At 52.3% G+C, this 14,979-nt stretch carries 14 protein-coding genes; all 14 read right to left on the bottom strand.

The features are described 5' to 3' along the window. Window positions 1-63: 63 nt before the first annotated feature. Complete coding sequence (fliJ, locus tag K0J45_RS06740) at window positions 64-510, bottom strand: flagellar export protein FliJ (protein WP_011865171.1); 447 nt, start codon at window positions 508-510, stop codon at window positions 64-66. A gap of 29 nt (window positions 511-539) precedes the next feature. Then, window positions 540-1,880 (bottom strand): flagellar protein export ATPase FliI, encoded by a 1,341-nt coding sequence (gene fliI / locus K0J45_RS06735; RefSeq protein ID WP_220044740.1) that lies wholly within the window; start codon window positions 1,878-1,880, stop codon window positions 540-542. Further along, window positions 1,852-2,871: a flagellar assembly protein FliH gene (gene fliH / locus K0J45_RS06730; RefSeq protein ID WP_220044739.1), complete on the bottom strand. Its 1,020-nt coding sequence runs from the start codon at window positions 2,869-2,871 to the stop codon at window positions 1,852-1,854. Before fliH ends, fliI begins: the two co-directional genes overlap by 29 nt. Beyond that, window positions 2,871-3,914 (bottom strand): flagellar motor switch protein FliG, encoded by a 1,044-nt coding sequence (gene fliG, locus K0J45_RS06725; protein ID WP_011865168.1) that lies wholly within the window; start codon window positions 3,912-3,914, stop codon window positions 2,871-2,873. The genes fliH and fliG overlap by 1 nt, the downstream gene beginning before the upstream one ends. Further along, window positions 3,907-5,604, bottom strand: coding sequence for a flagellar basal-body MS-ring/collar protein FliF (fliF, locus tag K0J45_RS06720; protein ID WP_220044738.1), 1,698 nt, complete (start codon window positions 5,602-5,604; stop codon window positions 3,907-3,909). Before fliF ends, fliG begins: the two co-directional genes overlap by 8 nt. Before the next feature lie 58 nt (window positions 5,605-5,662). Beyond that, on the bottom strand, window positions 5,663-5,995 hold the full coding sequence (gene fliE / locus K0J45_RS06715; RefSeq protein WP_011865166.1) for a flagellar hook-basal body complex protein FliE: 333 nt from the start codon (window positions 5,993-5,995) through the stop codon (window positions 5,663-5,665). A 195-nt stretch (window positions 5,996-6,190) separates the two neighbouring features. Next, window positions 6,191-7,534 (bottom strand): sigma-54-dependent transcriptional regulator, encoded by a 1,344-nt coding sequence (locus K0J45_RS06710; protein WP_220044737.1) that lies wholly within the window; start codon window positions 7,532-7,534, stop codon window positions 6,191-6,193. After that, window positions 7,527-8,549, bottom strand: a complete 1,023-nt coding sequence (locus K0J45_RS06705) for a sensor histidine kinase (RefSeq protein ID WP_434086961.1) — start codon at window positions 8,547-8,549, stop codon at window positions 7,527-7,529. The genes K0J45_RS06710 and K0J45_RS06705 overlap by 8 nt, the downstream gene beginning before the upstream one ends. A gap of 221 nt (window positions 8,550-8,770) precedes the next feature. After that, complete coding sequence (locus tag K0J45_RS06700) at window positions 8,771-10,204, bottom strand: sigma-54 dependent transcriptional regulator (protein ID WP_220044735.1); 1,434 nt, start codon at window positions 10,202-10,204, stop codon at window positions 8,771-8,773. A 267-nt stretch (window positions 10,205-10,471) separates the two neighbouring features. Next, entirely contained in the window at window positions 10,472-10,882 is a 411-nt protein-coding gene (gene fliS / locus K0J45_RS06695) for a flagellar export chaperone FliS (RefSeq protein WP_220044734.1), read from the bottom strand. Window positions 10,883-10,890: 8 nt separating this feature from the next. Further along, window positions 10,891-11,223: a flagella biosynthesis chaperone for FliD, FliT gene (locus K0J45_RS06690; protein WP_220044733.1), complete on the bottom strand. Its 333-nt coding sequence runs from the start codon at window positions 11,221-11,223 to the stop codon at window positions 10,891-10,893. A 112-nt stretch (window positions 11,224-11,335) separates the two neighbouring features. Further along, window positions 11,336-12,703 (bottom strand): flagellar filament capping protein FliD, encoded by a 1,368-nt coding sequence (gene fliD / locus K0J45_RS06685; protein WP_220044732.1) that lies wholly within the window; start codon window positions 12,701-12,703, stop codon window positions 11,336-11,338. Between the two features lie 11 nt (window positions 12,704-12,714). Further along, entirely contained in the window at window positions 12,715-13,110 is a 396-nt protein-coding gene (locus tag K0J45_RS06680) for a flagellar protein FlaG (protein WP_258406779.1), read from the bottom strand. 159 nt (window positions 13,111-13,269) lie between these two features. Continuing rightward, a complete protein-coding gene (locus K0J45_RS06675; RefSeq protein WP_220044731.1) occupies window positions 13,270-14,715 on the bottom strand; it encodes a flagellin in 1,446 nt (481 codons plus the stop codon). Window positions 14,716-14,979 lie beyond the last annotated feature (264 nt).

Below are 14,979 nucleotides of genomic sequence, written 5' to 3'. Positions count from 1 at the left end.
AGACGGTAGAATGGTTTTGAGGAAATAAAGAGGTGCTGGCCTCTACACACATATAACTTAAGGCTATCGGGTAGACTGGCGGAAAAATTGTTGCGAAGCAAACTCGTCGATCATCTTCTGTTCCTGTTTGGCCTCAAACTTTTGTTTTGCTTCGGCTTTATGCGCGAGTAACAGCTCGACCGCCTTACGCTTTTGTTGCTTACCCTGCCAATACTGCTGAGCCTTCTGACGCTGCTTGTCCGTCTCCGACACTGCGAAGACCTGCTTCTCGATCGCCTCATCTATCTGACGGATAAACTGATGAAACTGATGGTAGCTACTGGCGGCAATCACTTGCCCCTGTTGGGCCTCCATCTGTTTCATGTAATCGAGACGATACTGCTGTAGAGCATCGAGCTGCTGGCGACATTTATTCAGCGTCAACTGCACGCCTCTAAGCTGAGTCGCCGCGGCCTCCTCGGCGTCGAGGGCTAACTTGAGTACTGTCTCTAAGGGATCATGCTTTGCCATGGCCGTTATGCTCTCCGATAAAACTCAGGCTAAACCTGACACTGGGCGCTCAATTGCCCCAGCATCAAGGCGCTTGAATCGAAGCTGATGGCTTCCTTCATGGTCTGGCGCAGGAAGGCATTCATGGCTGGCTGCAGCCTTATGGCATTATCGATACGAGGGTCACTCCCCTGAGTATAGGCACCGATAGAGATGAGGTCGCGATTCTGTTGGTACAGAGAATACATCTGCTTCACCCGGCGCGTCGCCTCCAGATGAGCGTCACTGATCACCATAGGGGCCACACGGCTGATAGAGGCCTCGACGTCGATGGCTGGGTAATGACCCGAATCGGCTAATGCCCGCGATAATACGATGTGGCCATCGAGGATCGCCCGCGCCGCATCGGCGATCGGATCCTGCAGGTCATCGCCCTCGGTCAGCACGGTATAAAAAGCGGTAATTGACCCCTGGCCGGCACCGCCGTTACCGGCGCGCTCCACCAGCTTGGGCAGCTTGGCAAACACAGAAGGCGGATAGCCCTTGGTAGCCGGTGGCTCACCGACGGCCAGGGCGATCTCACGCTGGGCCTGGGCGTAACGGGTCAGGCTGTCCATCAGCAGCAACACGTTATAACCCAGATCGCGAAAATACTCGGCGATACGGGTCGAGGTCTCACAGGCTCGAAGACGCATCAGCGGCGAGGTATCGGCGGGCGCCGCCACCACCACGCTGCGGGCACGTCCCTCGGCGCCCAAGATCTCTTCGATAAACTCTTTCACCTCGCGGCCACGTTCCCCCACCAGACCAACCACGATCACATCGGCCGTGGTGCCCCGGGTCATCATGCCCAGCAGCACACTCTTACCCACCCCCGAACCGGCAAATAGGCCCATACGTTGGCCCTTACCCACGGTCAACATGGCGTTGATGGCGCGAACCCCAACATCCAAAGGTTCGCTAATGGCGCGGCGTGCCAATGGGTTTAGCATGGTGGCATGACGGGTAGCTTTCTGATCGGTATGCAACTGGCCCAAACCGTCAATCGGCGCACCATTACCATCAAGCACGCGTCCAAGCAGGCCCATGCCGACATTCAGCCCTGTCTGCTCACCCAGCGGCGTCACCTTGGCACCTGGCATAACGCCGCTGAGCTCCTCGATGGGCATCAGATAGAGGAGCTTGTCATCGAAGCCTATCACTTCGGCGATCAGATCTCCCGCCATGGTGGCTATGCTACACAGGCTACCCACGGGCGCCTTGCAGCCGGTGGCCTCCAGCGTTAGGCCCACCACGCGAACCAGCTGGCCCGAGGCCTCTGGCATAAAAGGCGCGACCGACTGGGTATGCTGCCTTAACTTATCAAGAAGCCGGTTTTGACGTGTCTTCATCTGGGCTCGTCTCTTGCGGTGCTTCTGGTGCAATCTGTTCGCTCGGCGCGACTTGCGATGCGTCAACTACTTGCGTTTGTTGCGGCTCGCTTGCCTGGCTATCTGTTTCGAGGCCCGCTTGCGCAGCGTCGCCGTCTAGGTCTTGGTTTTGGTTTTGATGCTCGGGGACCTTCTCCATGGCAGCTAGCTGTTGTAGCCTCTGCTGCTCGAGGCGCTGCTCACTGGCAATAAGCTTATCGAACACCGCCTTGATGCGATGCTCCAGCCCCATATCCACCCGGCTACGGCTGTTGCTTACGATACACTCGCCGCGGCTCAAGGTTGGGTCTGCCTCTAACTCCCAATGATTTCGGGTTAGCTGCGCGCTTTCATAGAGTCGCTCGACAATAGCGAGATCCTCTGGATGTAGACGCAGATGCGCCCCCTGCTCTTTCAGCGGTAAGGCGTCGACCCCTTGACGCAGAGCGGTGAGAATATGTTCGGGATGTGTCTTAAGCTCGTGGCCGATCACCGCCTTGGCCAGGGTCATGCTGAGTTGAACCAGGGCTTGTTCTATTTCGGTGTCGAGTAGGGAGAGCGGCATTGATAGCTGCTGCATCAGGGCTTCAAATTTCGCAATCGTCTGTTTGGCCTCGGCGAGGCCAGCCTCCATACCCTGAGCCTCTCCTTGACGATAGCCCTCTTCGTGGCCCTGCTCTAGGCCTTTCAGTCGCCCCTCTTCCAAGCCTTTGGCCATGCCGGCTTCCTGGCCCTGAGCGAAGCCTTCGGCCTCGGCCTCGGCGCGGATCGACTCGATCTCCTCAAGGGTGGGAGGCATCACAGGCTCATCGACCGCCTTGGCCGCCTTTTGCGGGGCGATGCGGCCGAACATGTTCTCCTTGGGCTCATGCACCACAGGGGTCACATCCGGCAGCTGCCAATGGCTAAAATCGGCTTGTGTGCTTTGTACGCTTTGACCCTCTTGGGGCTTCTTGTCGCCAGACATAGTCATTAGAGGAACTCTTCTCCGCCGCTACCACCAAGTATGATCTCACCGGCATCACTTAAGCGACGAGCAATAGAGAGGATCTCCTTCTGAGCCACTTCCACTTCGCTGATCCGTATTGGGCCCATGGCCTCGAGATCATCTTTAAGCAGCTCGGCGGCACGCTTGGACATATTGCCGAGGATCTTCTCTTTGAGTTGATCGTCCGCGCCCTTGAGGGCCTTCATCAACACATCCTGCTGCACTTCACGCAGCAAGGTCTGAATACCCATGTCGTCGACATCTGCCAGGTTTTCGAAGACAAACATCAGATCTTGGATCTGCTGCGCCATCTCTTCGTCGGTCTCGCGCAGCGTCTCCATCAGCTGACTCTCGACGCCAGTATCCAGGTAGTTCATGATGTTGGCCGCCGCCTTCAGGCCGCCCATCTTCGCCGCCTGCGCGCCACCCTGACCGGCAAACTGTTTCTCCATGATGTCGTTTAGCTCTTGCAGCGCCGCCGGTTGCACCTCTTCGAGGTTGGCGATACGCATCATCAGATCGAGACGGGTATTTTCCGGTGCCTGGGCAAAAATTTCGGCGGCCTGATCCGGCTCGAGATAGGAGAGCACAATCGTCTGGATCTGCGGGTGTTCGTTCTGAATGATGGTGGCCACCTGACGGGCGTCCATCCACTTGAGTGATTCTAGGCCCTTGGCACCACCGCCCATGATGATCTGCTCGATAAGATTACCCGCCTTATCTTCACCCAAGGCTGCGGTTAGTGCATTACGCACGAACTCTTCGCTGTTAAAGCCGATGGAGGAGTATTTCTGTACCTCCTCCAGAAACAGCTTATGTACACCGATCACCTTATTTTGGCCGAAGTCTTTCATGGCCGCCATGGCCATACCCACCTTCTGCACCTGCTTAGGCTCGAGGTGTTTCAAGATTGAGGCGGCGTCGGCTTCGCTAAGGCTGAGTAGCAGGATGGCTGTCTTCTCGATACCGGTCAGATCTTTGGTATTGAACTCACCGTTAGCAGTGTCGATCTCTTTGTCTTTACTCATTTTCTTGTAACCATCCCTTGACGACTTGCGTAGACAACTCAGGCTCGTTGGCCACCAATGCACGTATGGCCTTTATCATATCATCGTCTTTATGCAGATCCGGTATCAAAATTGACCCATCGTCGGCATAGCTGTATTCCGCATCGGGACGATTGAGCATGCCAAGAGTATCGGCGGCATACTGATCCTCAATCTCCGCTAACTCATCACCCAAAGATGGCGCATCTGGCATCTTCTGACCATCTGGGTAGATAAGGCGCTTAAGCATAGGGCGCACCACGAACAGGATAAGCACCAGGATGATTAGACCGCCCATCACCAGCTTGATGGCTCGCCAGAACCAAGGCTCCTCATAGATGGCCAGCGCCGGGGCCTCTTCTACCAGTTGATCCATGAAGGGAACTGTGACCACCTCTATCATGTCGCCACGTTGGGTATTGAAACCTACTGCCCCTTCGAGCAGGCGGCGTATGTTGCTCAGCTCCTGCTCGGTGCGGGCAACGCGGGTCACCTGACCGTCTTCACCGGCCGGCCCCGTCTTGAAGTCGACCGCTACCGACACGCTAACCCGTCTGACCACCCCCACCTGCTGGCGGGTATGGCTGATGGTAGTGTCTAGCTCATAATTGCGGGTTGCCTCTTTGTGGCTAGAACCCGGCAGGGTCTGTTCTTGAGCGCTGGTGCCGGTGGCCTGCTGAGGAATATTGGCTTCCATCGGTGGCTGGTTGCTCAGCGCGCCGGCGATGCCACCAGTGCTGGCACCGGTAGAGTTATTCTCAACCGTCATTTCGCTGCGCACCGCGGGCAGATCCGGGTTATAACGCTTGGCAGTCTGCTCGACCGAGGTAAAGTCCATGTTCACATCGACCTGGGCGGTAAAGTTCTCCGGTCCCAGGATCGGCATCAGAATCGATTCAATCTTGCTGCGGTATTCGGCTTCTTTCTGCTGCACCAGCTCGAGCTCGCGTCTGGCTCTGGCCGAGCCTGCGGTTTGGCTGCCCGAGTTTAGCAGGCGGCCGTTAGCGTCGGTGACAGTAACGCGAGTCGGCTCGAGACCGTGCACCGCCGAGGCAACGATATCTACGATGGAATCGACCTCCTCCTGACCCAGACCGCCACGGCGGGTATTAACCACCACGGTCGCGCTAGGCTTAGAGCGATTGCGGGCAAATACGTTCTCTTTAGGAATGGCCAGGATCACCTTGGCTCGGCTAACGCTCTTTAACTCTTCGATGGTACGTGCCAGATTTTGCTCCTGGCTGTTCTTGAGTCTGGCGGCCTCCATGCGCTGGCTCACGCCAAAGCCGCTGTCTTTTGAGAGGTAATCGTCACGGTTAGGTGAATTATCGATACCGGCGCGGCTCAGCATCATCTTGACGTCTTGGTACTGATCTTCCGGCACCTTGAGCACATCGACATCGATCTGATAGTTGACCTTGTTTTTGTCCAGCACATCCAGGACCTGCACCATCTCCTGGGTATCCATCTTACCCAGAGGGCGGTATTCGGGCTCCTGGGCCCACAACATGACGAAGACGGCCAAGGCCAGACAGATAGCCAGCGCCAGGATCATGGTGATCTGCCTGAGCATGTCGACACCGCCAAACATACCGCCGCTCGGCTTATGTTCTTCTTGTACGCCGCCTGCCAACATATCCTGCGTTGTGCCAGCGCCAGTTCCGACTACCATATCTGTGCTCACGATAAATACCTGCCGTTATCTTTCTTAATCTTTAGGGAGTCCATGCCTAGACAGGCATACTCATGATCTCTTTGTAGGCTTCCACCAGCTTGTTTCGCACCTGAACGGTGGCCTCGAATGCCACGCTGGCCTTCTCTCTGGCGATCACGGTATCTGACAGTGTCACCCGGGTGTCGCCCATATCCAGACGTGTCTGCAGCGAGGATGAGGTGGCCTGCAGCGCGTTGACATTGCCCACAGCTTCAGACAAGAGGCTACCAAAGTCGCTACCACTGGTGTTCGCCACCTGCTGAGTGATATTAGGTGTTATCCCATTAGGCTTTATTTCGCCCGTGAGTGTCTGCATCTCTTGCAGTAATGAATTGGCACCTATCTGCATCTTGGCCTCCGCTATCGTCGTGAAATTGACGAAATCTATTCTTATTCAGACCAATGCAATATGTTTGCCAAAAATAGAAAAAGCCGACAAACCCAGATTGGGAGTCGGCTTCGAAACGTTCAAATGGGCCGTAGAGACGCTAAAGCGGCGGTTTGCTTCCTTCACTAACGCAGAACGACCAAAACGGCTAGCCTATCAGGCAGGAATCTGAATACCCATGTCGCGCATACGCGCCATCTTATATCTCAGGGTCCGGGCGCTGATACCCAGCTTTTCGGCCACCTGCTTGCGACTGCCGTTACACTGATTAAGGGTCTCTAGGATGATCACATGCTCCTGTGCCTTAAGCTCATCGCCTAGCCCTTCAGGCTCGGCTACCATTTCACTCTCAAAGGTAGGCTCCAGCATCACATCCTGAGTATCGATAACGATATCCTTGGCGCAGATGGTGTCGCCTGTCTGTAAGATCAGGGCGCGCTGAACCACGTTATCCAGCTCTCGCACGTTACCCGGCCACCTGTGGCCCAATAGACGCCTGCTCGCCTGATCGTCCAGGCTTGGCGCCACGGCTAAACCGGCAGCCTTGGCATGACGCAACACCAGGTGTCTCGCCAGCGGCAAAATATCCGCCGGGCGTTGATGCAGCGCCGGCCAGGTGAGTGGAAACACATTGATACGGTAATAGAGATCTTCCCTAAAATCGCCTTTAGTCGCCATCGCCTTAAGATCTCGGTTAGAGGTGGCCAGCACTCGCACATCGAGTTTGATCGTCTTACGGCCGCCGAGTCGCTCGACTTCCCGCTCCTGCAATACCCTCAGCAGTTTGGCTTGCAACCCCAAATCCATCTCGGAGATCTCATCGAGCAGCAAGGTGCCGCCCTGAGCCTGTTCAAACTTACCGGGACAGGCCTGATACGCGCCGGTAAAAGCCCCCTTCTCGTAGCCAAACAGTGTGGCTTCGAGCATGTTTTCAGGAATTGCCGCGCAGTTGATTGCCACAAACGGCTCGTTGGCACGCTGGCTGTGTTGATGAATATAGCGGGCAAGCACCTCTTTACCCGAACCACTCGGCCCCATGATCATCACGGAGGCATCAGACTGAGCCACCTTCTGTGCCAGCGCCAAGAGCGCCAGGCTGCGCTCGTCGGCCACCACGGGTTGATCTTCGATAAGCTTAGGTTTGAGATAACGCGACACCTGGTTGAGCAACACCTCTGGCGCAAAGGGTTTCGCCAGATAGTCCACCGCGCCGAGTTTAATGGCGCTTACCGCACTGTCTATGGTGGCAAAAGCCGTCATCAATAAGATGGGCACCTGGGCATTATGCTGCTGAAGATAGTTCACCAGCCCGAGACCGCCTATCCCCTCCATCTGCACGTCGCTGATCACCATGTCGAATTCCTGGCCCTTGAGCGCGACGATGGCCGCCTCGGCCGATTCCACATCGACACATTCATACTGCGCCAGCAACAAGGTATCGACTAGGGCTTCGCGCAGCGCCGCATCATCTTCAACGAGTAATATCTTGGCTTCAGCCATGGCTTACCTCCAGCCCAGAATCGGCCGATACAGCCGGCAGGTTAAACGAGGCGCGACATCCCTTTCCCGCGATACAATTGAGTTGCAAGCGGCCCTGATGATTTGCCACAACCGTCTGCACGACCGCTAAGCCCAGACCTGTGCCTTGGGCCTTAGTGGTGAAGAAAGGCTCTAACACCTTCTCCTGCATGTTGTCATCAAGCCCCTTACCGTTGTCGACCACCTCGAAGGCGACAGTCCCCGCCTTATCTTGGGCATTAAGCCAGATCTGACTGGCCCCGGCCTCGATACTGTTCATCACCAGATTGTTGATCGCCGAGCTGAGCGCCGCCGGATTAGCCTTAAAGCGCAAGTGAGTGTCTAGCTTAAGATGCAGCTGGCACCCCTTACGCTCGGCGATAGGTTCGCAGTTGGCCATCACGCTAGTCATCACCTGCTGCATGTTGCAGACTTCGGTCAATTCCTGCTGACGCCCCTTGGCCATCAGCAACATGTCATCCACCTGTTGCGACAGTTCATTGAGCCTGTCGATAAGCTTGCCCTGAAAACGCTCCCTCGAGGCCTGGGTCAGCTTAGGGCTCCCCAGGTTCGCGGCGTAGAGTAAGGCCGCCGACAAAGGTGTTCGCACCTGGTGGGCCAGGCTGGCCACCATCTTACCTAAGGCGGATAGGCGTTGCAGATGCGAGAGATTCTTCTGTAGCAGACGGGTTTCGGTCAAGTCGGTCAAGACGATCAGCTGACCAGGCTCGGGCGTTAGCGGCGTGATCGCCAGCTTTACCCGGCGACCGTTCTTCAACGAGACCTCGTGACCGTCATCATCTTGGGGCGAAAAGGCACGGTTGATCACCTGTAACCAGCGCATCCCAGCCAGAGGTTGTCCCAACAACTGCACGGCAACGGGGTTGGCATCTGTCACCACACCATCGCCATTGAGGATCACCACGCCCGATGGCATAGCCTGGAGTATATGTTCCATGCGGCTGGAGATGGCATCGTTTGCCACCTCCCCCCCCATGACTTGGGAAGGAGCCAGTGTTACCTGCGCCTGCGCTGTATATGCCACCTTTGGATTCGCGGCCATAACCACTCCGTCAATAATTTGCTGCTAAACAGGCCGATGCAGGTAACATGCCAATTAAAAAGCTAACAAAAAGTCAGAATTAACAGAGAATTATGAGTCAGATACGACAAAGGCCCAGAAATGGGCCCTTGTTTATAGAGTGCGGCGAGCAGGAGTTAATCTTTGCTCATGCCATACTTGCGCATCTTCTCAACCAGTGTGGTACGGCGGATGCCAAGCATTTCTGCGGCGCGTGCCACCACATTATCTTGTTGATCCAGTGCCTGGCGAATCATATCGATCTCAAGCTCGGCCAACAGATCCTTAAGGTTCACGCCTTCTGGTGGCAGTTCACTGGGGAAACGGCTCTCGGGAATATCGACCGCTACCTCATCGCTGAAGATAGAGGCCAACGCATCGCGTTCCAACTCCTCTTCACTGACCTGCACCTGATATTCAGGCACATCGATATGGCGGTATTTAAGCGGCAGGTCATTAACGTCGACCAAGCCCCCCGGATAGAGGATCGTCAGACGCTCAACCAGATTAGAGAGTTCACGCACGTTACCCGACCAGCTATGTTCCTTGAGTGACTCAATCGCACGCTGGGTAAAACGCACCTTGCCACGCCCCTCGTTATAGACGCGGCTTACTAATTCTTGCAGCAAGAGTGGGATATCGTCTTTGCGCTCGCAAAGGGCCGGCATCTCTACGGGAAACACATTGAGGCGATAGAAGAGATCTTCGCGAAACTCGCCATTGGCGATCATGGTTTCAAGCTCTCTGTGAGTCGCCGCGATGACACGCACATTGGTATGAATAGGCTTACTGCCACCGACACGCTCGAAGACGCGCTCTTGCAATACACGCAGCAGCTTAACCTGCATCTGCAAGGGCATGTCGCCTATCTCATCGAGGAACAGGGTTCCCCCTTCGGCAAGCTCAAATCGTCCCTTACGGGCACTGATAGCACCAGTAAATGAGCCCTTCTCATGACCGAAAAGCTCACTCTCGAGTAGCTCTGGCGGGATGGCGCCACAGTTCACGGGGATGAAAGGTCCATCACGACGATCGGAAATATAGTGGATATTGCGAGCAACCACCTCTTTGCCTGTACCGGACTGGCCTAAGACTAAGACAGTAGCATCTGAACCCGCGACCTGATTGATCAGGTGACGCACCTGGGCGATACCTTCACTGCGGCCCACTAGGCTGCGAAACAGTTTTGTCTGGTTACCACTGGTAGGAATATCTGGACGCTTAGCCTGCACAAACACCTGGCAAAAATGCAGCAGTTCGGTCAACTGAGGATAATTTAACGGCTCTTCGATACACCCCAACACATTGCCTGCCGACACATCGCCATTAGAGCCCAACAACAAGATTGGCTGCCAAGGCATAGAGGTGGCGATAGATTGCAACAGGGTCTTGTTTTGCGCCTCTTGTGCAATCACAAGTGCTCTATAGCGGGTATTCGACATTCGAGATTCGAGTTTGTCGACGGCAAGCAACTCGACCTGCTCACCAAGAAACTCAAAAACACAAGATAAGCGATTAATTCGCTCTGACTGATTACCGACAAGTAGAATTCGTTGATCTGTATGCATCATTTAAGAAGGCCGTAAAGCACTCAGTGTTATTCGCATTAATTATTAGTGTTAGTTGCTTCGAAAGCGAGATAATCGTTTTAATCCAGTTTTTCCAAAAAATGACTATCACACGGAATAGTGTATTATCAGCAGCACATTAGCAAGTATCAGATTCATTTTCTGACAAACTCATCTGATTTTAGAGCAAATTCTCAACGTATCAAGCATCAGGCGCCAATCGTTTGACGCCTGACAAAAAGTTGTTGTTCAGAAAGATAGTCGAGGCGATTAAATTGCCTCTGTGTGTGATGCTAAATGGTGTTCATTTTGGGGGATCGCGTCCCAGCCTTCCTTGATGGTTTTAAGCAGTGCTACCACATCATCGATGGCATTAACATCGTTATTGATATTGGCCTCAGACATACGAACGAGCATATAGTCATAGAGTTTAGTGAGGTTCGCTGCGACATCACCTTCGGCTTCCATATTAAGGCTGCCATTTAAACCATTGACTATCCCAATGGCTTTACCGATTAATAAACCTCGCTGAGCAACATCGCCCTGCTCAATGGCACACTTTGCCTGCGCTAAGCGTTCTATTGCACCAGCCAACAACATTTGAATAACGCGATGCGGTGACGCAACACTTAAATCACTCTCCACAGAAACCTTTCGATATGATTGCATTGAACCACGCATATTTACACCTACCTGTTTGATTCTATTGCTTGATAAGCCTTGATTTGACGCTTAGCAGCAGTATTTGAATGTAATAATGACAAACGATGACTCAACACCTTTTTACTCTTAACCGTTAGTCTTTGACTGAGCATAAGTTGATGTTCGAGCGCTTCTCTATCGGTAAAGTCATCATCAGACACTAAAGCTTGCAACAAGGTTGCCCGCTTATCTATTAGCTCCTGCAATTCTAGTACCAAACTGGATGACTCTTCATCATCTACACTAACACTGTTAATTTTATCTAAAATTAACAGTGCCTTACTATTAGTGTCATCGAGTAGATTAATTATCTCTTTCACCCTGACCTCAGCTATCTATCCAATTGGCGCTAGCAGCGGTTATGATCATGCCAATATTTCGACTCAGTTATCAGCAGATTCGAAACGCGAATTACATCATTCGCTTTTGCAGTTATTTATTTTGCTTGACCACGCCAGGCAGAGAATCTAAACGAGAAATCAACATATTTGACTGGGAGTTTAAATTTGCGACGACCAGGTCCATCGCATTAAACTGCTTGTATAAACGATCGCTATAGGCAGCCATACGCTTATCTAGCTGTTTCCGACTATCTGAAATACGCGATAACTGCTCATCTAACGAACTGTCACGTCCATCGATAATCCCTCCCGATTTCACATAAGTATCAACCAGGCTAGACATTTTGTGGGCAAGACCAGTTTCTTCAGTAGAGAACAGTTCGGCAATTGCTGACTGATTATTTTCAATCGAATCTTTTAGTTTATCGGAATCGATTTCCAGTAAACCTTCACGAGTCGTCTTCACCCCGAAGTTAGCTAACATCTGCATGCCATCTGAGGTGTCTACACCAGATGATATCATGCCACGTAGCTGACTTTGGATGCTTCTGGGTAAGGCATCCCCCTGTAAAATACCCGCCTGCTTAGTATCAGCGTCATATCCTGTTAGACCCTGAATATTCGTCATTAACGCATTATAAGCCTCGACAAAGTCTTCAATCGCACCTTGGGTTTTGGCTGTATCTTGACTTACGGTCAGAGTAGTGGTTTTAGCAATATCGGCATCGGTTAAGGTTAGTGATACGCCTGTTATCGCATCATCTATACTATTAGTTTGGGAGATGACCTTAACGCCATCAATATTTACTATGGCATTCTTAGCTGGTGTCAGCTCGCTCATGGTAAAGGCATCTGAAAGCCCAGTACCCACACCAGTGTCGGTAGCCGTCACCGAAATGGTGTTGTCTTCACCCGTCTTTTTTGACCCCAAGACCAGCTGAGGCCCCGACTCACCATGGATAATGGTTGCCGTCACATCTGTGTTGTCTTTGGCGTTATTAATCTTTTCCATGATATCGCTGAGGGAATCGGTATCTGACACATCGATATTAAAGGCTGTACCACTACCGACACTAATAGATAAAGAACCTTCACCTATGGGTAAAGTCTCATCGGCAACCACAGCTGTACCAACTTTTTGGCTTTGCGCCAGTTGCTCCACCTGTACTTGATAAACACCAGAGACTGCGGTTTTATCTACACTCGCAGAAAGATAATCTTTAGATGAAATCGCAACTTTTTGACTACCAAAGGTCTCTGCCTTGGTCAAGGTTTCAAGTTTACTGTTAAACTCAGACATGGCGCTTTTTAATGCCCCGATGCCTGAAATTTGGGCATTAAGCTTACCTTCATTGACATCAAATTTAGCAATCTTGCTCGCGCTCTCAGCATTAACCAATGCCGTCACGATACCGCCAATATCTAAACCTGAACCAATACCGACTGCAGTTAAACCCATAGTAACCTCTACTAGACCTCAGTTTTCATTAACAAACCCGCCACTTCATTTAGCTTTCGGGCGATCTCTAATGCTTCTTCATTGGGGATCTGACGGATCAAATCACCGCTTTGTACGTCAATCACCTTGACCACTTGCAAACCTGAATCTTCGTCGATATTAAAGGCTAAGCCTTTTTGCATCAAACTCATACTCGCAGCGATGTCATTAACGGCTTGATTGAGTTCTTCAGCATCTGCTTTTGATACCTGATTTACCTGATTCACCGAGCGCTCGACATCACCAGCAGACTGAATACCATCGTCCGCTAAAGCCTGGGAAACCACCTCGGTCTTTTTATCGACCATGTGCGCCAAGCTATCTTTTCGCTGCAATGGTATCGAAGTATTTGGAAAATTAACGTCCATGATACACCTCAATCTATTATTTCAAGCAATTAACAAGCCAAAATATGATAATTGTCTATTGCTAACCACTTAAATTTAAATGCGGCCCTTTTATAAGGCAAAGGGAGAGTCGTTGCCGACTCTCCCTATCCAGCTACTCACTGAAGGCTCATCACTCAATTATAGTAGTGACAGGGCCACCTGTGGCAGCTGGTTCGCTTGAGCCAGCATGGCAGACGAAGTCTGAGACAGGATCTGCTGCTTGGTCATCTGTGCAGTTTCCTTGGCGAAATCCACATCCTGGATCCGGCTACGGGCGTCAGACACGTTAGTAGAGATACTGTTCAAGTTATTGATGGTAAAGCTCATGCGGTTTTGTACCGCACCCAAGTCGGCACGTTGGCTATCAATCATGGCGATAGCACCATCAATCAGCGCCAAGGCGTCTTGAGAGCCCGCAGCAGTACCAATGTCTACTGTATTGACACCAGCAAACACCCCTGTTGTTTCAGAAGTCAACTCTGCGGCGATACCACCACTGACTGAGTAGCTCTGAGAAGCTGTTAATGACACCGAACCTACCGCAGTCGCAACAACACCGGCACTGGTCACGTTTGTGGCGGCACTCTTAGTACCATCGGCGGCGACGTTCTGCAGGGCCAACGCACCGGTAGTATTAGCCGCGGTAGACGTAAAGTTGATGTCCGCACCATTATTACTGGTAATGGTCAGCACGCCGTTTTCCAATTTCGCACTTACACCCGTCTCACCCGAGGCGTTGTTGATGGCTTTGGCCAAATCGTCATTGTTGGCGATACCGGTTAAATCCAAGGTGGATGTGCTGCTGCCATCGTCCACATTCATTACCAATGAGGCGTCAAAGGCGGCGGTCAAGTTTGCTTCTACTTGTGTCCGAGCCGTTGCCGTAACACCTGAGCCCGCTTTATTGATCTTGCTGGCCACCTCGGTCGCCGTATCGTTGGCGGCAGTCGTTACTGTTGTGGTACTTGTTCCCTTGGTGATGGTCATAGAACCACCGGCAGAGCCGTTTGAACCCGCCGCTACGGCGGCCAATGCACCACCAAACAGAGTGCCTGGCGCATCACTTTGATACGCACCGATATCTGCTGCGGCAACTGAACTCAGTGAAACAGAAATGGTTTCGTTAGCGTTAGCTCCCACCTGGAATGCCTGGGTACCATAACTACCGTCCAGCAACTTCTGACCACCAAAAGCCGTAGTATCAGAAATACGTGTTAATTCATTTTGCAGAGATGAGATCTCTTTCTGCATGGCGGCACGGTCTTCTGCAGAGTTAGAGCCGTTAGCTGATTGCAGTGACAGGTCACGCATACGTTGCAGAATGTTGGTCGATTCCTGCATCGCGCCTTCAGCCGTTTGCGCAATCGAGATACCATCGTTGGCGTTACGCTGGGCCACATCCAAGCCGTTAATCTGGCTGGTCAAACGGTTGGAGATTTGCAGACCCGCGGCATCATCCTTGGCGCTGTTGATACGCAGACCCGATGATAGACGCTCCATGGAAGTTTTCAATGCGCTGTTGGCGCCATTGAGGTTCTTTTGTGAACTCAGTGAAGTCACGTTGGTATTGACAGAAATGGCCATAGTAGGTTCCTCTCTTGCTGGTTGACCGCTGGCTAGCTGTCAAGCCAGGCGGAGCTAATCTGTACATTTACTGTAACGGCGGCCGACAGAGAAACTTTAGCCAAAAAATATTATTTTTATAAATCCAACCTAACACATTGTATTTTAAACGATTAAATCAACTCCAACAAAGAGTGAACTTACATTTCTACGCTATCGACAAGAGAAAAAAAGAGAAAAAACACAAGCGGCCTAAGCCGCTTGTGTTTTTCATCAAATAGCCAG

This window comes from Shewanella alkalitolerans (assembly GCF_019457575.1).
GTDB classification, from domain to species: Bacteria; Pseudomonadota; Gammaproteobacteria; order Enterobacterales; family Shewanellaceae; genus Shewanella; species Shewanella loihica.
Note: the sequence above shows the minus strand (reverse complement) of the source record. Positions and strands in the feature narration are given on the sequence as shown.

Bases quoted from the DNA above. Each gene is read 5' to 3' on its own strand.
- K0J45_RS06705 (WP_434086961.1), bottom strand. From the start codon at position 8,549: ATGGGGGGGGAGGTGGCAAACGATGCCATCTCCAGCCGCATGGAACAT.
- fliG (WP_011865168.1), bottom strand. From the start codon at position 3,914: ATGAGTAAAGACAAAGAGATCGACACTGCTAACGGTGAGTTCAATACC.
- K0J45_RS06675 (WP_220044731.1), bottom strand. From the start codon at position 14,715: ATGGCCATTTCTGTCAATACCAACGTGACTTCACTGAGTTCACAAAAG.
- K0J45_RS06700 (WP_220044735.1), bottom strand. From the start codon at position 10,204: ATGATGCATACAGATCAACGAATTCTACTTGTCGGTAATCAGTCAGAG.
- fliI (WP_220044740.1), bottom strand. From the start codon at position 1,880: ATGAAGACACGTCAAAACCGGCTTCTTGATAAGTTAAGGCAGCATACC.
- fliS (WP_220044734.1), bottom strand. From the start codon at position 10,882: ATGCGTGGTTCAATGCAATCATATCGAAAGGTTTCTGTGGAGAGTGAT.
- K0J45_RS06710 (WP_220044737.1), bottom strand. From the start codon at position 7,534: ATGGCTGAAGCCAAGATATTACTCGTTGAAGATGATGCGGCGCTGCGC.
- fliF (WP_220044738.1), bottom strand. From the start codon at position 5,604: ATGGTAGTCGGAACTGGCGCTGGCACAACGCAGGATATGTTGGCAGGC.
- fliJ (WP_011865171.1), bottom strand. From the start codon at position 510: ATGGCAAAGCATGATCCCTTAGAGACAGTACTCAAGTTAGCCCTCGAC.
- K0J45_RS06680 (WP_258406779.1), bottom strand. From the start codon at position 13,110: ATGGACGTTAATTTTCCAAATACTTCGATACCATTGCAGCGAAAAGAT.
- fliE (WP_011865166.1), bottom strand. From the start codon at position 5,995: ATGCAGATAGGTGCCAATTCATTACTGCAAGAGATGCAGACACTCACG.
- fliD (WP_220044732.1), bottom strand. From the start codon at position 12,703: ATGGGTTTAACTGCAGTCGGTATTGGTTCAGGTTTAGATATTGGCGGT.
- fliH (WP_220044739.1), bottom strand. From the start codon at position 2,871: ATGACTATGTCTGGCGACAAGAAGCCCCAAGAGGGTCAAAGCGTACAA.